The following is a 21,270-nucleotide window of genomic DNA, read 5'->3' as shown; positions in this document are numbered from 1 at the left end:
ACAATACAAAACGGGGTCATAGTTATAATAACTACATGACACCAACAGCAGCCGAGATGGCTGCATAAGTACGCATCCCCTGTTGGTGTACAGTTTTAGTTGACCACATCATTTATCCATAAGCATGAGGATCAACAACTTCGTAGGGGCGGCTCGGGTGATGCAAGAGGGGGAAGCTGTTGTCCCCCTTTTGCCCGGGTGTGGGATGGAATCCCACGACTTTTATCAAGCGGAGCTTGATTACTTAAGTTCAGGCGCAGCCTGATAGATTTATCAAACGAAGTTTGATTACCCGCTAGGGTGTGGGAACCAATCCCACACAACCATTACTGGTTTGCCAAAACCTCTTCCAGCTTAAGCCCAGTTAAATCTCGAATCGTACGCCATAAATAATAAAAGGTGCCCATCATCATCAACATAGATGGCACAGCAATCATTGGGTAACTGTATAAACTCAACTCACCCAACTGCTCATTGAACTCAGGCGTGCCAGTAGGACTAGTCACAATCCATTTGGCCAATATGTAATTCATAGTGGCGGAGAACGCAAACGAGCCTGCAACCATATAGGTAGCAGTCATAAGTCGCTTTTCAAATGCCGCCATACAATTGTTCTGTTGTAAGCGCTGCATGATCTTATCTACGTCCATTACCGCAGGATTAAAGACCATAGCTTTGATTAGTGGCTTAGAAGTAAAGGTCGAAATAAGCACTGCAATACCAATAACCGCTGGAATCGCAGCTTCTTTAATTGCTAACCACTTAAGATCAAGCTCTAGTAAACCAATACCGCCGGTTAGCAGCACATTGGCTAAACCAAGCAAGGCGATAAAATTAAACTTTTTATACTTTATTAGCTCAAATATGCCCCAGCCCAGCGGAAAGCTTAACGCCAACATTAAACCACCACTCGCACCTAGCTGCTCATCACCACTTAACTTCATTAAAATAAAAGCGGGGATGACGACACTCACTAACAGGTCAACCATAGGCCGAGGTTTATGTGTTGATTTACTACTCATATGTTGTTTTCCAGGCGAAGCATGAAGCTTCGAAAAAATTTAAAGATAAACCAGCGCCGCTTCTATGATCTTAGACTAGCCACTCTATGATTCCATCATTGATACTAAGCCGCGTACAGGGGCGTAAAAATACCTTTTTCTACCTCAGGTGTCACTCTTGTTCAAACATAACTGGGACTCTGCATGCTAGCCGCAACGATGTCACGAAACTGTACAAAAGGAAGTAGGCGATTCTTCTATGCCGAATAACCATTCCGTTGAGCAAACAACAATCGCCATAAAAAATAGCTATTCTCTATGGCGATTACCGAAATGGATTGGTAACTATTTATAAAAATATCGCAAACAGAGGAAGCCCTTATCCCCCTTTATAGAGTGTGAACAAGAGGATGACGCTTTCTATCAGCAATGGTCAAAATGTGCATTTTCCATGCACATAAACTCAACCTGTTGCATGGATAAGACTGGCGGTTGTAGAACCTGTATCGACTCTGGGTTGATGTCTTCCAAACTTGCCACTTCATCAAGTGTATTGCCGTAAGAATTAGTCCGGCCACAGTAGATAAAGTGCTTATGCCAACGTACTAAGTACGCAGTTTGCGTTTTCCCTTCAAAGGTGACTTCCGCTTCTAGCGCATGGCACTCTTGGCCTTGAGCCGTTAATACTGCGACGACTAACTTAAGGTTATCAAATCCAGATAAATTTAATATTAAATACGGAGAAAAAATGGCTGCTACTGATTCTGATAACATAAAAATCCTTAAAAAAAACTGTCATTGGTTGGCAAGACTAATAGGTAGTAGTCTCGCTCGTCAAAGCTAATATAATCGACCACTTGCATACCAGCTTTACGAGTATGCGCGGCAAACGAACCGCCATTATCTTCTGCAATAAAGGTCAGCATATAGGGTAATTCATTGCCGACTTGCTTCTTTAAGAAAGTCACCAATGCCTCAAATATACCTTGGCCACGATGGGCACTATCAATCCAAATCGGCCCGTACTGACAGCTGTTTTTCTCGCTCAGTTTGGCACGTTCGTAATCAAGTTTAGGTAGACGGTTAAGCAAGTTACGGTAAATAGGCCATTGCTTGAAGAAAGACCAGCGTCCAGCTATTACATAACCAATGATCGCGCCGTCTATTTCTGCAACGACCACCCAATGCTGATTAACCAATGCGCTAAAGTCAGCTTGGTTAAACGACTGGCCTTGCAAACTACTATTACGTTGCTCTGCATTGAGCTCATCTTGTAAGTGGTTTTGCTCCAAGCTTACCAAGGTGGCGATATCACTGATTTTTGCACGTCTTATATTCATTTGCTTATTAGTCTACTTATCTATCTATGTCTTTATTTGTTTATCGGCGCGTTAGTTACGAGATCTTAGTGTAAAACACTATTTCAGCGTCGATTATAGCTGAATTAGCTATCGAGTTGTTAGGCTTCAAACCATTGAAATTATGTATAAATAATCTCGATAAAATCAAACTCACCCGATGAGGATGATTTAATTGCATTAATCATTAAAATCTACATATTTAACATTTAAACAACCAACAAAGTTCAGTATAGTTGTTCAGATATTTAGCATTCTTAATGCCCATCACAATAACAAGTGAGCCCATTATGTTAGCCCAGAAAAACAATCAAAAAGTTTGGTTACGGGAACAAGATCATCCCGCGATTAGCTTGCCTAGATGGCAACAGCAAGTCGACCTACTCAATGATCTTTACGGGTCTAAAAGTTGTTTGATTTTGCAATCTAATGTAAATGAGGCACAAATCATTTGTTGTAGCCAGCAAAGTGAATTGCGCTTCACTACAGGCGATCTCATTCAAAACCAAATATTGATTAAGACGATCACTGACAACTCAGGTTATGGCGTCGCTAAGTTGTCAGCCGCCAAACTTGGGTTGAGTAACTGTGAGTCAGACGTTGTACTGTCGATTCAGCTTTCTTGGCCCGACGGCCACCTTTTTGGCTGTATCTTGATATGCGATCCTAAACCAAGTGCTATCACTCCAACCCACGCAGCAATTTGCGAATCAATTAAGGCGTTGTTACAGGGTGAGTTAAAGCAGATGTTTATGATGGAGCAGCTACAAAGGCTAACGGTACAGGATGAGTTTACCTATATGCTCAATCCTTATGGCTTTAATTTAATGGCACCGAGACAACTGAGCTTAAGCCGTCGCTTTGGCTCACATGCAGGGCTCATTGTATTAGAAGCAGTCTCGGCTTCGTTCCCACCTTCGGTAGACTCAGGCACGTCTCACTTTGTGAGAACCATTGCCAGCGTTATTTCCAGTAGCATGCGTGAAGCTGATATCTGCGCCCGTTTTAACGATGAACAATTTGTTATTTTAGCTTTTGTTGACCATGAATCGAATCTAGATAGTTTGATTGCAAGACTGACTAAGCGGTTAGATAAAGAAGCGCCGGAAATAGACTTAGTGGCAGGTAAGTGCTTCTTTACCCCTAACAGTCAGCAATCACTCTTACCTATGCAAGAGATGGCGATTGTTGATTTAGAGAAGAACCGCTCTAAGTTACTTGCCAAAAAGCGCTAATAGCATGGTCCTTATGCACTGCTTAGCAATGTGCTTCTAGCTATCGAAGCACATTTATCATCACTCGATATTGATGGTATTAATCGGGGCTTTGCGCCCTCGCCCATTGTAAAAATAACGCCACAGGAAAAGGTGACATCATCACCATTCCGATCCCCGCTAAGCTCGCAATAATGACCATACCGGAAACTTGTTGCTGTAGATCTGACATGAAATAAATCCCCACCGCAGACAACAACATAGCGAGTCCTATCCAATGCAATATCTTGAGGGTGTTTATGATCCGTTTTTGCACTATTGACCACCTTTTTGTGCTTATTTTTTACTAATGCTTTTAGCGATTAGTATAATATACTCACAATATACCGATATTAATCACTTTGGATCCACATCATGATAAAACAATCCTTCATCGTAGCAGGTTTGCTATTGGGCTTAGCTGCTTGTCAGTCGACTCCAACTCAAGTAGAAGATTTAGCCATCGAAGGTACATGGCACATTGAGTCAGCTGCCGGTCAGCCAGTTATCGATTACAGCCCAGCAGAGTTAATCTTTGCCGCTGATGGCAAATTAACAGGTAATAATAGCTGTAATAACTTCTTCGGCAGCTACGTGCTTAATGGTCAGTCACTGCAACTACAACCTGCAGGTAACACCATGAAAGCCTGTGTTGACGCATTAATGGCACAAGAGCAGCGCGTAATGAAAGTGATGCCTGAAGTGGCTCAAGCTGAAATGGCAAAAGGCAAGCTTGTTCTTAAAGATGCTGACGATAAAACGGTTTTGGTGTTAAGCAAAAAGTAAGCATTTATTTCCAGACATAAAGCCGATTTACTCTTTTGAGAAAGCCGTCCATGGTAAATCAGCATAAATGTTCCAGACATAACGTCGATTTTTTTACCGTCCATGGTAAATCGACATAAATGTTCCAGACATAAAAAAACCGCCTATTGGCGGTTTTTTTGTGAGCAAAAATTGTCAATAACAATAATGATTAAGACTTTAGCTTCTCTGCCATTTCAGCGCTATCTTCTGCATTGGCATTGTAATGCTCAACGTCAATCTCACCTTCAGACTTAGCAATTACAGTCGTCGCAACTAAGTCGCCAGATACGTTAACAACAGTACGTGCCATATCCAAAATACGGTCGATACCGGCAATAAGTGCAACGCCTTCTAGCGGTAAACCCACAGTAGTTAATACAAGCGTAAGCATCACTAGACCCGCACCAGGCACACCAGCAGTACCAATTGAGGCCAATGTTGCCGTTAGAATAATGGTGATGTAATCGACCCAAGTTAAGTCGATACCAAAGGCTTGCGCCACAAACAGTGCGGTTACACCTTGATAAAGCGCGGTACCGTCCATATTGATGGTCGTACCCAGTGGCAATACAAAGCTTGAAATCTTCTTATTTACACCCAAGTATTCGCTAGCACACTTCATGCTGGCTGGTAATGTACCCGCAGAGCTTGATGTGGTGTAAGCTACTGCAATCGCATTGCTAATACCTTTAAAGAACTGCAATGGATTTAGCTTGGCAAATACCACCAATACAAAGCTGTAGAAGCCGACAACATGCAAGAAACAGCCAATATAAACGGCTACAATGACCTTGATAAGCGGCATCAACATATCAACGCCGTACTCACCGGCAACCCACGCCATCAAGCCAAATACGCCGTATGGTGCTAGCTTCATGACTAAGTCAGTCAGCTTATACATAGCCTCTGCTAAGCTTTCAAATACTTTAATTGCAGGTTTACCGTGGTCGCCAATAAGTACTAATGCAATACCTAATGCCACAGCAAACACAATCACTTGCAAGATTTGACCACTCGCCAGTGCCGCAACAGGGTTAGTTGGTACGATATCAATCAAGGTTTGCATAATCGATGGCGCTTGCTTAATCACCTCTGCAGATTCGTGCGGAACCATATCTAAGCCAACACCTGGCTGCATGATATGACCAACCGCTAGACCTAAGGTAATAGCAATCGATGTTGTACCTAGGTAAAAGGCAAACGACTTAAAACCAATACGCCCCATTTTAGCGGTGTCTTGCATTGATGTTACGCCAACAATCAATGAACAAAACACGAGTGGAACAATTAGCATCTTGATCGTATTAACGAATAAGGTGCCAATTGGCTTTAAGTAGGTGGCCTGCTCGCCTAAACCTATACCGGTTAAAATACCTAGCAGCATACCTATCATGATCTGTAACCATAAAGGCACAGACATCCAGCTTGACCACACTTTTTTCAAAAGTGAAGGTTGTTGATTCGACATATTTAGACCTTGAAACAGTGGTAGGGAGGACAGGCGGCGAAGTGCAGCCTAAAAAATAACGCGGCAGTTTAGCATATGCTGCAATAGCTAGAGATGATCTATATCACGCTCCAATGGGCCATAGATAAAATGCAACAATAACACTATGGTCACTGAGGAATCGATAATTTTAGGCGTCGAATTTTGATTTTTTGTTATTTTTAGAGAAATGCATTTTATATAATGCAGCAGGCGGCTGTTCTGTTTCCATCAGATAACTCCAATAGGCGTCATCAAAGCCGGAGAAAATTGCTTTTCCTTCTGCGCGCAATATTAACCACCACCAAACAATCCCCCAAAGGCCGAGGGTCAATAAGGTTAGTACAAAATGCCACGCGTGCTTAATCTCTTGAGTATTCCCCCCAGAGCTAGACTCAATTTTTGCCCTAGTAATACAACTTGATGATGTCTTTTTCATGGTGACTCCTTTTGCACGCCGGCCATAGAAAAAGTCTAGCAGAGTTAGACTTTAGTCGAATGCAAATTGATAATAATTTTTAGCTCTATGCTAACCCAGCCATTAAGCTTGGCTTTGCTTCGTGCTAAAGTGAGCCAAAAAAAGGAATCCGATTGATGATTATTCGTAAAGGCCAACAAGCAGATCTACATGCCCTAGTTAACTTTAACCAAGCCATGGCACAAGAAACTGAAGGCCTAAGTTTAGACGGGCAAGTGCTAGAAAAAGGTGTTAATACCTTACTGACGTCACCAGAGAAAGGCTTTTATTTAGTCGCTGAAATTGACGGTGAAATTGCGGGTTCATTGATGGTGACCTTCGAATGGAGCGACTGGCGTGCTAAGGATTACTACTGGATCCAAAGTGTGTATATCCGTCCACTGAATCGTCGCCAAGGTATTTATGGCAAGCTGTATCAAGCGGTAAAGAACATTGCTACAGAGAACGGTGGCGCTGCCAGCTTTAGACTCTACGTTGAAAAAGAAAACACCAAGGCGCAGCAAACTTATAGTGCGCTAGGTATGGAGCAAAGCTACTATTTGATGTACGAGCAAAAATAAGCAGCCCCCTCTCAAAACCTAGACATGAAAAAGGCCATCAACTGATGGCCTTTTTACTGCTTGTTAGACTGTGTCTAACAATAAAAAGTTAACCGCAGATGCTGGTTACTTTAATCGCCAAACCGCCTTGGCTAGTTTCACGGTACTTAACGTGCATATCTTTACCCGTTTCGTACATAGTCGCGATCACTTTGTCTAAGCTCACCTTTGGTGCGCAGTTACGACGCATCGCCATACGTGATGAGTTAATCGCTTTAACAGCGGCAATCGCGTTACGCTCAATACATGGAACCTGTACTTGGCCAGCAACTGGGTCACAAGTTAGGCCTAAGTTATGCTCCATGCCAATTTCAGCCGCCATACAGACTTGCTCAGGGTTTGCGCCCATGATTTCAGCCAGACCCGCAGCAGCCATTGAACAAGCTACACCCACTTCACCCTGACAACCAACTTCAGCGCCAGAAATAGAAGCGTTACGCTTGTATAGCGAGCCCACTGCAGCAGCAGCTAAGAAGAAACGCGTGTACTCTTGCTTGCCAACAGGCTTAATGAACTTGTCATAGTAAGCCAATACCGCAGGAATGATACCTGCTGCACCGTTAGTAGGCGAAGTCACCACACGGCCACCCGCAGCATTCTCTTCACTTACGGCCATCGCAAATACGTTGATCCAATCAACGATTTCCATTGGGTCGCTAGATAGACGTTCACCGGTTAACAACTGGCGGTAAAGTGCTGGTGCACGACGAGCCACTTTAAGTGGGCCAGCTAATACACCTTCAGTTTGACAGCCTTTTTCAATTGCTTGATGCATGGTAGACCATACTGCACCAAAACCATCGTAAATCGCTTCTTCACTGTTGAAACACAATTCATTCTTAAACATGACGCTACTGATGCTTAAGCCAGTTTCTTTACAGGTTGCCAAAAGCTCGTCTGCATAGTTAAACGGATATGGCACTTCAACTGGGTTTTCAACTGCTTTGCCAAATTGTGATTCTTCAACAATAAAGCCACCGCCAACTGAATAGTAAGTCTTGCTTAGTACAAGCTCATCACCATTGAATGCGTGCAACATCATGCCATTTTCATGTAATGGTAATGCATGGCTGTGGAAAATCACCGCGTCGTGACCGAAGTCTACTAGCTGCTTTTCGCTACCCATTGGCAGTTTCAGAGTTTGCTCAACGTCAGCAATAAAACCTGGGATTGAATCGATATCAACGTCATGTGGTGAGTTACCACCTAAGCCAACAATGATTGCGATATCTGTGTGGTGACCTTTACCGGTTAACGATAAAGAACCAAAAATTTCTACACTCAAACGTGTCACTTGTGCAAATTGACCCGTTTGACGAACATCATCGATAAACTCTTTGGCAGCCTTCATCGGCCCGACAGTATGAGAGCTCGATGGACCCACACCTATCTTAAAAATATCAAATGCGCTAAACATAAAAAATCACCTCGGAAAAAGAGGAAAAGCCTGGAAAGAATCCAGGCTTTATCAAACATAATGGAACTAAAAAACTGGACGCTTTAAGGTGCTCGCATGCAACCTTTAGGCGCCCAGCTATTATCTATTTAAGATACTAATCCAAATAGAATCGCAGTCATTGCAAGTAGACCTGCAATCACAACGAAGATGTTGCTGAAACGACCACGGTATGCAGCTAAAGCTGGCACCTTATGAATCGCATACATTGGCATTAGGTAAAGGATAGCCGCGATGATTGGGCCGCCTAATGCTTCAATCATACCTAGGATGCTTGGGTTAATAACTGCCACGCCCCAGATAGTGAAGAACATGAAACCTAAGATAAATTTGTTTAACTTAGAGTCTGAAACTTCTTTGCCACTTGAGCGTAATTGCTTAGTGATTAGACCTTTCATACCTTCAGTTGCACCCATATAGTGACCGAAGAAAGAAGAGATAATCGCAACGAAAGCAATGAATGGACCGAAGTAGCTTACAAATCCACTCTCATGTACGTTCGCCAAGTAAGAAAGAATTGGCAAGTTTAACTCTTTTGCTTCAGCAAGCTGTGCTGGCGATAGTGCAAGTACACATGAGATTACGAACATCATCACGAAACCAACCAACATTAATGTGGTGTTACGTAAGATAACGTCTGCTTTACGTGCTGCATTAGCGCCGTGCTCACGCTTTAGCGATACAGAGAACTGTGAAATTGCTGGCGAGTGGTTGAATGCAAAAATCAATACAGGAATGGTTAACCAAACTGTACCTAGGAATTCACCTGCTGATGGTACAACTTCTAGTGCGTCCATCTTCCAATCTGGGATCAAGTAGAAAGACATGAATGCTAGGATAGCAACTAATGGGTATACCAATAGCTGAGTCACTTTAAGCATCATTTTCTCGCCCGCTACCATCACAGACATCATAGCAATGATAAGACCACCAGATAGCAACCAGCGTGGCACGCCAGACACTTTATCCATGATCTGCACGCCAGCTTCAGTCAGCATAGGCGCACCATCAGCCGCTAAGCGTGGAATTTCCACAAAGATGTTTAGCTGGTTAACGATAAAGCTTTCAACTGTGTTAGTAATACCTACACCGTAGATCAAAACGATTGGGTAGATAGCAAAGAAATAAAGCAAAGTGATTGCCTTACCTGCGCCAACACCAAAGTGTTCTTCCACTACGTGGGTAATGTCGCTGCCAGGCTTGCTTGATGAGCAAACAAAACGTGACAAGCCACGGTGAGCTAGGTAAGTCATTGGACCGATGATAGCAACCATCATCATTAGCGGCCAAAAACCGCCCATACCTGCGTTGATTGGTAGGAATAGAATTCCGGCACCAACCGCTGTACCAAACAAACTTAACATCCAAGTCGTATCTTGACGTGTCCAAGGCATTGACTTAGTCGTTGCCGTATCTTTTGTAATGATCGCGTCTTTTTGCATTCTTGTTACCTTGAAAGGTGCTGAGAGACACCAGTAAATTTTGATCTCAGGAGTAATTTCGCGGTTAAGGGTATCCTAATGCAGACTCTAAAAATTGATCTGTGTTCATATTCTGTAATTGATTTTCACAACGTAACCATTTTGTGAGCCAGATCTCTTTAATGGTGTAATAAATTTTCATTTTAACACCACAAAAACAACCGTATTGAACCTTGAGTTAACATTAACTTCACTTAAATCATGGAATGCTGATATAAAATCTCTCTTTAGGAAAATTTGAGTTCGGACATAGCTCACAAAAAACCATTTTTAACCACCTCCCCCAACAAGCTGAACACGATTTTTGAAACAGATCACATCTTTTAAGCTGCAATTTACGCTTGGCATTAGCTAATCTAATGAGAAAATAATGTAATTTTATATTGAGCATTCGTTAACCAAGGTTATTTACCTGATAAAAAGGTTATTTTCGCCGTCTAATTGGCCCTATCAAAGGGTGAAGCCAAATGCAAAATGCAATAAACTAAGCCGATAAAATTTAACCTGTACTCGAGAAAAGTTACCAAAATGAAACTCACAATATCGATAGTGGTAGGGTCAAAGAATCCGGTCAAAGTCGGCGCAGCTCAAAGTGCATTTGAACGCTTATTCCCAGATAATCTTATAGAGTGCCAAGGCATAGATGCGCCATCAGGTGTCGCAGACCAACCAATGACAGACGCAGAAACTAAACTCGGTGCTATTAACCGGGTTAAGTATTGTCAAAGTGAGTATCAAGCTGATTATTTTATTGCAATGGAAGGCGGCGTTGATCTGTTTGATCATGGCCCAGCAACCTTTGCTTATATCGCTATTGCACATCAGTCTCAAGTCAGTGTTGGCCGTGGTGCACAACTTCCATTACCGATGCAGGTGTATCAAGCGCTAACTCAAGGGCAAGAACTCGGGCATGTAATGGACCAGATGTTTAATACCGTCAATATTAAACAAAAAGGCGGTGCTATTGCTTTACTGACCAATGGCAATGAAACACGTCAAAGTAATTACACGCAGGCAATCATCCTCGCGATGGCGCCACTACTACACCCAAACCTATACCTTAATTAGATTCTGCTTTATTATTTTTAGCTTAAGGCGCTTGATTTTAAAAAGTAGTCCTCGTAAGTTAGGTGTTACCCGCAACTAACTAAGAAACTGTTCGATGAATCAAGCTTTGCCAGATAGCCCTTGCGCCTCTCAGTTACGCCGCCTCTCTAGGCAGCTTATTCGCCAATTAGGTTTACTCGATGCAGCCTGCGGTAGCCAGCCACTTTCACCAGTTCAAGCCCATACCTTAATTGAGTTAGGACAAAGCCAATATTCTATAAAGCAACTGGCAGAGCTTCTCAATATTGACAAGTCTAATGCCAGCCGAGCAGTGAGCCACTTAGTAGATAAAGGCTTTGCTAAGTCACAAGCTAATCCTAGAGACAATCGCAGCCTAGTAGTCCAAGTCACAACCAAAGGCAGAAAACAGCTAATTAAGCTCAATGAGCAACAAAACCAATTGTTCAGCGACATTATGGCGCAGTTACCGCAGGAACATATTGCTGAACTAGAGCTGTCACTTAGCCGTTATAATAAAGCATTAGTGCAATCTAAGGTTCAACAAGGTTATGTCATCAGAACTCTCACAAGCGATGACAATGCCCAAATGGCGGCGGTGATCCGCCAAGTGTCAGCTGAATATGGCTTAACAGCAGATAAAGGTTATGGTGTTGCCGATAAAACCTTAGATTGCTTAAGCGAAGTTTACCAAGCTGGTAATAGCCATTACTGGGTGATAGAACTCGACGGCAAAATCTTAGGCGGTGCCGGTATTGCCCCGCTTGCCGGTGAAGTGAATATTTGCGAGCTGCAAAAAATGTATTTCAGTGGCGAGCTGCGCGGCAAAGGCTTTGCTAAACGGCTAGCGTTACAAGCAATTAATTTTGCTACAGAACAAGGCTTTGCTGATTGCTACCTAGAAACCACCGCTAACTTAATCGAAGCGATAAAGTTGTATGAATCATTAGGTTTTCAACATCTCGATAGACCGCTAGGCAATACTGGCCATAACGCTTGTGAGATCACTATGCTCAAGCCATTAACAGCCAATTAATCAATTTATCTGCCTCAGTATTCATACTGAAGATAAGTCTCTAGTTTTTATACTAAAAGCTTGCTAGCCTCAGTTCAAGCGCATTCAGATATAAGAGGTTTTTTATGCAATATAGACGTCTTTCGCATTCAAGTTTAAATGTTAGTCAAATTTGTTTAGGTACCATGACTTGGGGCGCACAAAATACTCAAACCCAAGCGTTTGAACAGCTCGATTATGCTATTGGTGAAGGCATTAACTTTATCGATACCGCTGAGATGTATCCAGTGCCACCAGAAGCAGAAACTCAAGGTGAAACCGAACGCATCTTAGGTAATTACCTTAAACAAAGGGGTAATCGTGACAATCTGATTATCGCCTCTAAAGTCGCCGCTCCCGGTGGTAAAAGCGATTATATTCGCCCTAATATGGCACTAGATTGGCGTAACATTCACGCCGCAGTCGATGCCTCTCTTGAGCGCTTGCAGCTCGACACGATCGATCTTTACCAAATCCACTGGCCAGACAGAAACACTAACTTCTTCGGTGAACTAAGCTACAACCAGATCGATGAACATGAAAAGCAAACGCCCATTATCGACACCTTGGAAGCCCTAGCAGATCTAGTTAAGTCGGGTAAAATTCGCTATATCGGTATTTCAAACGAGACACCATGGGGCTTTATGGAATACCTGCGCTTAGCAGAGAAACATGACTTGCCTAAAATTGTCTCAGTGCAAAACCCTTATAACTTGCTGAACCGCAGTTATGAAGTGGGCATGGCCGAAATAAGCCACCGTGAAGAAGTGCCATTACTGGCCTACTCACCATTGGCGTTTGGTGCACTATCGGGTAAATACCTTAATGACCAATGGCCAGAAGGTGCCAGAATGACGCTGTTTAAGCGTTTTGCGCGTTATACAGGCACTCAACTAGCATTAGATGCCACTAAGGCTTATGTCGAGCTGGCGCGTGAATTTAATATGAGCCCAGCGCAAATGGCATTAGCCTTTGTTAACTCAAGAAAGTTTGTTGCCTCGAATATTATCGGTGCCACCAATCTTGAGCAGCTTAAAGAGAATATAGACAGTGTAAATTGTGCTATTTCTCCCGAGTTACAGTTACGCTTAGACGAGCTAGCCCTGCTATATCGCCTGCCCTGCCCATAAAAAGTCGCCTGTTTTAACAGTCTAACCTTGCTTTAGGCGCACAGATCTTACAAGATCGATGCGCCTTTTTACTTTTCAATTATCTCGGATCAGATTAATGGATCTCTCAAGCCTGCGGTCACAATTTCCAACCCTAGCTCAATCTAATGATGGCTACTCTCTGTGTTACTTAGATACAGCAGCAACCAGTCAAAAACCGCAGTGCGTGATAGACGCCATGAATCAGTATTATCATTTAGATAATGCCAACGTACACCGCGCTGCACATCAGCTATCAGCTCGTGCCACCAGCCAATATGAAGCGGTGCGCGATAAACTGCAGCAATTTATTAATGCCGAGCGCCTTGAAGAGATTATTTTTACCCACGGCACCACCGAATCTATCAATATGGTGGCCCATGGCTTAACGGCTCATATTAAAGCAGGTGCAGTGATCTTAATTGATAGCGCGGCTCATCACGCTAATATAGTGCCTTGGCAAGAACTGGCTAAACGCACAGGCGCCATCATAAAACCTATCCCGCTAACCGCTGATTGCCGACTTGATGTCAGTGCATTCGATGCATTACTTAGCCAAAAACCTGCCATTGTCGCCCTAAGCCATGTATCCAATGCGCTTGGTACGCTTAACCCTGTTAACGAGCTTGTGGCTAAAGCCAAACAAGCTGGTGCAATAACCTTAGTTGATGGCGCCCAGGCTATTGCTCACCTAGCAGTTGATGTGCAGGCTATTGGTTGCGACTTTTACGTATTCTCCGGCCATAAAATGTATGGCCCAACAGGTGTGGGTACCCTATATGGCCGCTTTGAAGTGCTCGATAAATTGAGCCCATTACTGACCGGCGGCGAGATGATTAAAAGCGTCAGCTTTGAGCACACAGAATTTAATATTCTGCCCAACCGCCTTGAAGCCGGCACGCCGCCCATTGCAGAAGTGATTGGCTTAGGCGCCGCAATAGACTTTATCAACGGATTACCTCGAGCAGAGGTGCACGCTGCAGAGCAAACGCTATTAGCCTACTTGCAAAATGAATTAGCGGCACTTGGCGATATGGTGCTTTATGGCGCCCACCCTAACAATATTGGTGCTGTCGCATTTAATTTAGCCGATGAACATCACCAAGATGTAGGGATTTTACTTGACCAGCAAGGCATTGCCGTACGTTGTGGTCATCACTGTGCTATGCCGCTAATGCAAAGCTTAGGCTTAAAAGGCTGCTGCCGCGCATCGATTGGGGTTTATACTAATAAAGCCGATATCGATAACTTCATTAATGCGATGAAATCGGTAAAAGAGTTATTGTTGTAAAAGAAGTTTCTAGGGGAAAGATAGCTCCTAGGAAGAGCAAAGACGGAAAAGCTAAGCACGTTTTTATTTATTGTTAAGTTAATAATTTCAATTTAGGTCAAGTATGAGTCAGCAAGTAAAGCCTACTGCAGAGCAGTTTTTAGCATTACCCCTTACAAATGATGCCCAAGCAACACTTTCATTATTTGAACAAGCGGGTAACTGGCAAGAGCGTTATCGGCAAATCATGTTACTGGGTAAAACCTTACCTAGACTTGATGATGATTTACGGGTTGATAGCGCTCAAGTACGTGGCTGTGAAAGCAATGCTTGGTTGTACCATTGTGAAATTGATGGCCAACATTATTTTGTTGCCGACAGTGATGCGCGCATCGTAAAAGGCTTAGTTGCACTCTTACTGATTGCCTGCAACGGTAAGAGCAGCGCTGAAATAACCGCGTTTGATCCAGACAGCTATTTTGGCCAGTTAGGCTTGCAAGGCCAACTGAGTCCATCACGAACTAATGGTCTGCTTGCACTGGCTAAAGCAATAAAGCGCGCCGCGGAGTAAGCCTGAATACCATTAATGCTACTTTCCAGAGCTGTCGAAACAATACTCCTACTCTTTAAAGTACCAGTCACTAAGTGCCCAGTGAACCGATTTAAAGGATAAGAGTTTAATATGCTGACTACCTTAGCCATTCAGAATTATCGTTCTCTACGCGAGGTGGTGATCCCTTTGTCGCAGCTAAACTTGGTGACGGGTGCTAATGGCTCTGGCAAGTCTAACCTATATAAAGCACTGCGATTATTGGCACAAACCGCGCAAGGCGGCGTGGTCAATGCCCTAGCACAAGAGGGTGGCCTTGATTCTAGTTTTTGGGCGGGGCCAGAAAACATCTCCAAACGCATGTTAGCAGGTGAAGTGGATATAGAGCCAACTGTGCGCCAGCAAGTAAAGCGCTTAAAGCTTGGCTTCGCCAGTGATGAGTTTAGTTATCTGATTGAGCTAGGTTTACCAAAGCCCGACTCCACCACCTTGTTTGGCTTAGATCCGCAAATTAAGCGCGAAGCGATTTGGGTCGGTAATCAATATCGCCCTGCTAGCGTATTATTAGAGCGCCGTGGCGCATTAATAAAAACCCGTGCTGAGCGTAAAGTTGAGCAAAAACTGCAAGCCGGTTGGCAAACCCTCAATGTGCAAATGCAGCATAGCGACAGTATTTTTACTGAGCTTGCCGATCCGCAGCGCACACCAGAGGTAATTCGCCTACGGGACAATATTCGCGCATGGCGCTTCTACGATCATTTCAGAAGTGACTGCGATGCACCAGCAAGAAAGTCTCACCTTGGCACCCAAACCCCAGTGTTACATCATGATGGCAGAGACTTGGCCTCTGCGATTCAAACCATCTTTGAAATTGGTGACAAACAAGCTTTTGATGATGCAGTTAGCGACGCCTTTCCCGGCGCACATGTGGTGATTAGCTATGAGTCTAATAGCAGCTTAAGTATTCAGTTTCATCAACACGGGCTACTAAGACCGTTGTCGGCATCTGAACTATCTGACGGAACTTTAAGGTATTTGCTATTGGTTGCAGCACTGCTCACCCCGAGACCGCCTGAGCTAATGGTACTTAATGAACCTGAGACCAGCTTACACCCAGACTTACTGCCAGCATTATCGCGATTGATAGCCAAAGCGTCAGAGCATTGTCAGTTATGGGTTGTATCTCACGCCAATAGGTTAATTAACGCATTAAATCAGTTTGAAGATTGTAATTTGATAGAGCTAGATAAGCAGTTGGGGCAAACAGAAATCGTTGGGCAGGATAGTTTAACTAAGCCGAGTTGGCAGTGGCAAAATCGCAGCTAAAGCATTTATAGATTAATAGCTGCGATTGGCACTTACTTATTAAAGAACTTATAGCGACATGTTGGCAATGGTCTTTTGAATACCGACCACGTCAGTGCCACGCTTAAGCTCTTTCACTAGCGGATCTTTTTGACCAGAGATCCAAATCTTTAGCTCGGCGTCCATGTCAAAGGTGCCGGCGGTTTCCACTTCAAAATGGGTAATCGACTTATATGGCACCGAATGGTAGCTCACCTTTTTACCGGTAACGCCCTGCTTATCAATTAAGATCAGACGCTTGTTGGTAAACACAAACATGTCGCGGATAACTTTGTAGGCCAAGGTTAACGACTCATTGTCGGCCATAATTGGGCTTAACTCTTGGGTTAACTCTTCGAGGTTAACCTCTGATGCGTTGCCCATCAGCGAATCTAATAATCCCATGTCTATTTTCCTTAATAGTGTGAGTAAATTAGATCCGCCGTCTTGCGATGGATCTAATCAGGTGTGCGAACTTGTCTGTTTTCGCCAACCACCATCATTTCACATTTCGGGCAGTCAAACACTAGCTTAAGCACATCTTTACCAATTTCTAAAACCATAGGATCGGCCTTGATCCCCGGCACTTCTTTTGGACAAAGGTTAAAGTTAAAACGTAAGCAATGTTTAGTGACCATCAGAGGCACATCTTCGCTGATACCATTTTTCTCATAGGTATCTTGAATTTCAATCACGCCATGGCGCTGATAAAACGCTTTAGCTTGCTCGTTAGCCACGTTGCCTAAATAGCTTAAGTGCTTAACAGGATACACGGCGTCTTGATTATATTTCCACGCTTTCGGGCGCACATAATCATTGACTCGTGCTTGCTCCAACGCAGCAACCGTATCACGGCGCAGGCCGTTCAATATCGAGGTTGGAATAAACCAAGTCTCAGCAGTTTCGATTAAAATGTTATGCGCGGTAAAGTCGGTACTACCCAATTTTGCCAACTGTTTACGTAGGCCTTGCTGGGCTTTTTCAATATCACTTGCCGCAGTTTTGACCATGGCTAATGACTGCGTAGCGCTGTGGCCATAAACATCGGTCATAGTCAGAGATACGCCGTCAGCGGTATCGGCTAATACTAAATCAACGCCAATAATACGCTTTGATGACTCTTTAGCCAGTACAGACTCAAAGGCTTGGTTGTGGTTACGATAAATCGTCATGCCAACTTTAAGCTCTTTTGGCATACGCAGTACAAATAGCTTTAAGCCTTCGGCGCGGTTAACACGCAGGCCTTTCAACTTATCATCTGACTGCTTGGCTTCTGCATAATCACTTGGGAAAAAGCACAAACCGTCACCATTGTTAAAGGTTTCAGTTGAGGTGACTTCAATAAAGTCTTTACCAATATGCTTAACGGTTGCCACTTCTTCACCAATGTATTTTGGTGAGCGGAAGTCACTCACGCCCTGGCTACGCTCGTTAACAAAGTAATCGGTGCGGCCTCGGTTGAAAGTCTTTTCAGGATCTGGGGTAAAAGTATGCTCACAGCGACCATGAGAGGAAGCGACAAACTCAGAGCGGCGCGCCATGATTTTATCTAGCTCTTGGCGATAATGGGCTGTGACGTTTTTAACGTAGCTTAAATCTTTTAGGCGGCCTTCAATTTTAAACGAGCGTACGCCCGCATCAATCAAAGCTTCTAAATTATCAGTTTGGTTATTATCTTTAAGTGATAATAAGTGCTCGTTTTGCGCCAGTACGTCACCTTGACGGGTTTTAAGCTCGCCCGGTAAACGACACATTTGCGAGCATTCACCGCGGTTAGCGCTACGATTACTAAACGAGTGGCTTAAGTTACATAGCCCACTATAAGCGACGCACAATGCACCATGAATAAAGAACTCAATTTGCATATTCGTCTTGGCAGCTACATCGCGAATTTGGCTTAAACCTAATTCACGGGCAAGCACTACTTGCGAGAAACCCACCTGCTCTAAAAACGCCACTTTTTCAGGGCTGCGGTTATCCATTTGCGTACTGGCGTGTAGCGCAATAGGCGGTAAATCAAGTTGTAAAATACCCATGTCTTGTACGATAAGCGCATCAGCGCCCGCTTCGTAAACTTCCCAGATGAGCTTTTGCGCTGCGTCTAATTCGTCGTCCATCAAAATAGTATTGATAGCAACAAACACTTGGGCGTGATATTGATGAGCAAACGTACATAGACGAGCAATGTCTTCAACACTGTTACCCGCAGTAGCGCGAGCACCAAATGCAGGACCACCAATGTATACAGCGTCGGCACCATGGCGAATCGCTTCGATACCATAGTCGGCATTTTTAGCCGGAGCCAACAGCTCTAAACGGTTATTTTGCATCTCTAGTGGAGTATGCACCGCGTCATTAGCCGTGTCGTCAGGCTTATCGCTAGGAGTATAGATGCCAACATTGCTCATAAAAATCACTCAAAAAGGGTTAACACAAATATTTTGGGCGAAGATTATAGCAAAAATCGCCAGCTTTGGCGTTAGCTAATATAAAATCAATTTTTGAACAATTTGCTGTTAACTTCTGCGCAGAAATGACAGGATAGTTTGAGCCGCCATTAATACCAATCGGTATAAGCCAACAGCCATATCTTGTTATGTGAACAGGTCAAAGGCATTACCCAATGCTGATGACTTGCCCTTATAGAATTCGGTATAGCTGCAATTTGAGCAGGTTACAGCATAATAACGCTTGTTTTGCATATCAAAAATACGCGACCAAAAACCACCTGACACGCGAATTTCACCAGTCTCAAACTCACGTTGATTACACTTGGGACACGCCCATTTATCATGTTGCATGATGGCTCCTATCGCTCGGGTTATCTATTTTAAATTAGAACGTTAACTCTGATTCGCTGCGACTAGCTCTAGTCAGCACTGTAGAACTCATTACCATTTTAGGCACAGTTAACGTTAATAATGCACCGCTAACCAAATAGTCTCTACCTCTTCACTCGTCCAAGCAACCCTATGCTTCACATTTGCGCCAATATTAATGTGCTCCCCAACGCCGAGCTCTATGGTCTTACCCTCACTAAATTCTAGCCTCGCCGCACCTTGGATCACCATCACCCATTCATTATGAGCTTGATCGTACCATTGCCCTTGCGGCGTCACATGGGCTTTAGAAATAATTCTTTCAATCAATACGCTATCGGTTTTAACGATTGGCTCGAAGACTTCTTTTGATAAATCATCTGGTAGTTCGCTTAACATATTGTGCTTTTGCATTTGCCTTCCCTATTCAATAATCACTTTTGCAATAGTGAATACCACCCGTTTTTATAGCGGCTTAACCACAATACTTTTACTGACTCTAATGCCTAAGCGCTTAGCGAGACGATTTAGATTCGCTCGATCCATCTGTAGCCGTGTGGCCGTAGCTGACCAGTTACCATTTTGTTCAGATAAATGCTGTAAAATCAGTTGTCGCTGAAAATCTTCGGTTTGCTGCTTTAGATTAATATCAGCTTGCGCAGCAAGGCTGTGCACATTTATCGCCTGCGATACATCGCCACCGGTTAACGCTTTGTCTTTTGGCAACATCAATACCAAATGCGTCAAACCAATACGCACTATCGGCGAATGGCTGTCACTTCTTGCCCTTAGCGCCGCACGACTAATCACATGTTCTAATTCACGTACATTGCCGGGCCAATCATAATCATTCAGCACCTTGATGGCATTTTTGGCCAGAGTCAGTTGCGTCATGCCCAGCTTTCGACGGGTCGATTCAATAAAGTAGCCACATAACAGGCTAATATCACCCTCACGCTCTCGTAGCGGTGGCACCACAATCGGATAAACACTTAATCTATGGTACAAATCGGCGCGAAAACGCCCTTGTTCGACCTCGTCACGTAATTGCCTGTTGGTTGCCGCCACAATACGCACATCCACGTATTCCACCTCATCTTTACCAACCACTTGGATCTCTTGGTTTTGCAATACTCTCAGCAATTTACTTTGCGCTGCTAACGGTAGTTCGCCAATTTCATCTAAGAAGATTGTGCCACCACTGGCAAGATTAAACTTACCGGTACGGGTACGTTCAGCGCCAGTAAACGCCCCTTTCACATGACCAAACAGCTCGCTTTCTATTAGATTTTCTGGCAATGCTGCGCAGTTAACATAAACCAGCGGCCCATCACGTCGGCTCGACTGTCGGTGCAGTGTACGGGCGACTAACTCCTTACCTACGCCAGTCTCACCTTCAATCAAGATTGAGAAATTAGAAGCCGCGACCATCTCTATCTCTTGTTTTAATTTACGCATACTGGCGCTATCGCCAATCAGCTCACCACCATCTTTAATTAGCGCTTCGTGGGTTAGCTCTGCCACCACTTGCTGATTATGCTTTGAGTGCTGCTCTAATTGCTGCAACATCATGGCCGTTTTTAACGTGGCAGCTGACATAGCGGCAATCATATCTAAGGTGCGGTTGGGGATATCATCAAAGACATTAGGCACCATGCTGTCGAGTGTTAGCACCCCAATAAGTTTATTATCCGATAACAAGGGTAACCCCATACACGCGTGTACCGGCAAATCACCTTCGTGAGCTAGTAGCAAACCGTCATAGGGATCAGCAAGTGTGCAGTCTGCGGCAAAACGAACTGGCATGCTCGAATTACAAATCTCGGCAAAGCGTTCATGAGCAGCGATTTCAAAACGCCGCCCGAGCGTTTCTTTCGTCAGCCCTTGCAAAGCAAGCGGTCGTAAATAATCCCCCTGCACATGCAGCAATACCACCGCGTCACATGCTACAGCCTGCCGTACAGTGCTGAGCAGGCGCTCAAATCTATCCGTATCGGTTAGGCTATTGGTTAGGTTTAATGCCAGCTCAATAAGGGCTGTAGAAGAGATCTCACTCACTGAATCGTAACCCCTATTTAATCTGTTGTTTATCAGTCTTAGC

General features: G+C 43.9%; 22 protein-coding genes. 9 read left to right on the top strand and 13 right to left on the bottom strand.

The window, feature by feature from the left end:
* Nucleotides 1-326 precede the first annotated feature (326 nt).
* From L2747_RS06735 to L2747_RS06725, 3 genes are all read right to left on the bottom strand, one after another.
* Nucleotides 327-1,022 (bottom strand): VC0807 family protein, encoded by a 696-nt coding sequence (locus tag L2747_RS06735; RefSeq protein WP_248998309.1) that lies wholly within the window; start codon nt 1,020-1,022, stop codon nt 327-329.
* A 402-nt stretch (nt 1,023-1,424) separates the two neighbouring features.
* Entirely contained in the window at nt 1,425-1,775 is a 351-nt protein-coding gene (locus L2747_RS06730) for a hypothetical protein (protein ID WP_248998308.1), read from the bottom strand.
* An 8-nt stretch (nt 1,776-1,783) separates the two neighbouring features.
* Nucleotides 1,784-2,341 carry a GNAT family N-acetyltransferase gene (locus tag L2747_RS06725; protein ID WP_248998307.1) on the bottom strand — a complete coding sequence of 186 codons (558 nt, stop codon included), beginning with the start codon at nt 2,339-2,341 and terminating at the stop codon, nt 1,784-1,786.
* A gap of 308 nt (nt 2,342-2,649) precedes the next feature.
* Here L2747_RS06725 and L2747_RS06720 point away from each other — a divergent pair, with 308 nt between their 5' ends.
* Entirely contained in the window at nt 2,650-3,594 is a 945-nt protein-coding gene (locus L2747_RS06720) for a GGDEF domain-containing protein (RefSeq protein ID WP_248998306.1), read from the top strand.
* Between the two features lie 79 nt (nt 3,595-3,673).
* Here the strand turns inward: L2747_RS06720 and L2747_RS06715 are convergent, their stop codons facing one another.
* On the bottom strand, nt 3,674-3,889 hold the full coding sequence (locus L2747_RS06715; protein ID WP_248998305.1) for a hypothetical protein: 216 nt from the start codon (nt 3,887-3,889) through the stop codon (nt 3,674-3,676).
* Between the two features lie 98 nt (nt 3,890-3,987).
* On the opposite strand from L2747_RS06715, the gene L2747_RS06710 reads away from it, so the two are divergent.
* Entirely contained in the window at nt 3,988-4,398 is a 411-nt protein-coding gene (locus L2747_RS06710; protein WP_248998304.1) for an META domain-containing protein, read from the top strand.
* Nucleotides 4,399-4,588: 190 nt separating this feature from the next.
* On the opposite strand, the gene L2747_RS06705 is transcribed toward L2747_RS06710, so the two are convergent.
* Both L2747_RS06705 and L2747_RS06700 read right to left on the bottom strand, forming a co-directional pair.
* On the bottom strand, nt 4,589-5,887 hold the full coding sequence (locus L2747_RS06705) for a dicarboxylate/amino acid:cation symporter (protein ID WP_248998303.1): 1,299 nt from the start codon (nt 5,885-5,887) through the stop codon (nt 4,589-4,591).
* A gap of 169 nt (nt 5,888-6,056) precedes the next feature.
* A complete protein-coding gene (locus L2747_RS06700) occupies nt 6,057-6,344 on the bottom strand; it encodes a hypothetical protein (RefSeq protein ID WP_248998302.1) in 288 nt (95 codons plus the stop codon).
* A gap of 155 nt (nt 6,345-6,499) precedes the next feature.
* Here L2747_RS06700 and L2747_RS06695 point away from each other — a divergent pair, with 155 nt between their 5' ends.
* Complete coding sequence (locus tag L2747_RS06695) at nt 6,500-6,943, top strand: GNAT family N-acetyltransferase (RefSeq protein ID WP_248998301.1); 444 nt, start codon at nt 6,500-6,502, stop codon at nt 6,941-6,943.
* A gap of 88 nt (nt 6,944-7,031) precedes the next feature.
* On the opposite strand, the gene L2747_RS06690 is transcribed toward L2747_RS06695, so the two are convergent.
* Together L2747_RS06690 and L2747_RS06685 are read right to left on the bottom strand one after the other, a co-directional pair.
* A complete protein-coding gene (locus L2747_RS06690) occupies nt 7,032-8,399 on the bottom strand; it encodes an L-serine ammonia-lyase (RefSeq protein ID WP_248998300.1) in 1,368 nt (455 codons plus the stop codon).
* A gap of 128 nt (nt 8,400-8,527) precedes the next feature.
* A complete protein-coding gene (locus L2747_RS06685; RefSeq protein WP_248998299.1) occupies nt 8,528-9,880 on the bottom strand; it encodes an SLC5/6 family protein in 1,353 nt (450 codons plus the stop codon).
* A gap of 567 nt (nt 9,881-10,447) precedes the next feature.
* Here L2747_RS06685 and yjjX point away from each other — a divergent pair.
* The 6 genes from yjjX (at nt 10,448) to L2747_RS06655 (ending at nt 16,332) form a co-directional block, all read left to right on the top strand.
* A complete protein-coding gene (yjjX, locus tag L2747_RS06680) occupies nt 10,448-10,987 on the top strand; it encodes an inosine/xanthosine triphosphatase (protein WP_248998298.1) in 540 nt (179 codons plus the stop codon).
* Nucleotides 10,988-11,081: 94 nt separating this feature from the next.
* Nucleotides 11,082-12,020, top strand: a complete 939-nt coding sequence (locus L2747_RS06675; RefSeq protein WP_248998297.1) for a bifunctional helix-turn-helix transcriptional regulator/GNAT family N-acetyltransferase — start codon at nt 11,082-11,084, stop codon at nt 12,018-12,020.
* Nucleotides 12,021-12,124: 104 nt separating this feature from the next.
* Nucleotides 12,125-13,168: an NADP(H)-dependent aldo-keto reductase gene (locus tag L2747_RS06670; RefSeq protein WP_248998296.1), complete on the top strand. Its 1,044-nt coding sequence runs from the start codon at nt 12,125-12,127 to the stop codon at nt 13,166-13,168.
* Between the two features lie 97 nt (nt 13,169-13,265).
* On the top strand, nt 13,266-14,477 hold the full coding sequence (locus L2747_RS06665) for a cysteine desulfurase (protein WP_248998295.1): 1,212 nt from the start codon (nt 13,266-13,268) through the stop codon (nt 14,475-14,477).
* 103 nt (nt 14,478-14,580) lie between these two features.
* Nucleotides 14,581-15,027 (top strand): SufE family protein, encoded by a 447-nt coding sequence (locus tag L2747_RS06660; protein ID WP_248998294.1) that lies wholly within the window; start codon nt 14,581-14,583, stop codon nt 15,025-15,027.
* A gap of 111 nt (nt 15,028-15,138) precedes the next feature.
* Nucleotides 15,139-16,332 (top strand): AAA family ATPase, encoded by a 1,194-nt coding sequence (locus tag L2747_RS06655; protein WP_248998293.1) that lies wholly within the window; start codon nt 15,139-15,141, stop codon nt 16,330-16,332.
* Nucleotides 16,333-16,380: 48 nt separating this feature from the next.
* Here L2747_RS06655 and L2747_RS06650 read toward each other — a convergent pair whose 3' ends face one another.
* The 5 genes from L2747_RS06650 to norR all read right to left on the bottom strand — a co-directional run bounded on the left by L2747_RS06650 (nt 16,381) and on the right by norR (nt 21,227).
* Entirely contained in the window at nt 16,381-16,755 is a 375-nt protein-coding gene (locus tag L2747_RS06650; protein WP_248998292.1) for a PH domain-containing protein, read from the bottom strand.
* Between the two features lie 53 nt (nt 16,756-16,808).
* On the bottom strand, nt 16,809-18,680 hold the full coding sequence (locus tag L2747_RS06645) for a peptidase U32 family protein (RefSeq protein WP_428848511.1): 1,872 nt from the start codon (nt 18,678-18,680) through the stop codon (nt 16,809-16,811).
* A gap of 264 nt (nt 18,681-18,944) precedes the next feature.
* Complete coding sequence (locus L2747_RS06640; protein WP_220780317.1) at nt 18,945-19,151, bottom strand: zinc ribbon domain-containing protein; 207 nt, start codon at nt 19,149-19,151, stop codon at nt 18,945-18,947.
* 114 nt (nt 19,152-19,265) lie between these two features.
* Nucleotides 19,266-19,583: a cupin domain-containing protein gene (locus L2747_RS06635; protein ID WP_248998290.1), complete on the bottom strand. Its 318-nt coding sequence runs from the start codon at nt 19,581-19,583 to the stop codon at nt 19,266-19,268.
* A gap of 51 nt (nt 19,584-19,634) precedes the next feature.
* On the bottom strand, nt 19,635-21,227 hold the full coding sequence (gene norR, locus L2747_RS06630; RefSeq protein WP_248998289.1) for a nitric oxide reductase transcriptional regulator NorR: 1,593 nt from the start codon (nt 21,225-21,227) through the stop codon (nt 19,635-19,637).
* Nucleotides 21,228-21,270: the final 43 nt, after the last annotated feature.

The organism is Shewanella marinintestina (genome assembly GCF_023283845.1).
Classification (GTDB): domain Bacteria; phylum Pseudomonadota; class Gammaproteobacteria; order Enterobacterales; family Shewanellaceae; genus Shewanella; species Shewanella marinintestina.
This window is presented reverse-complemented; position numbering and strand designations above follow the sequence as displayed.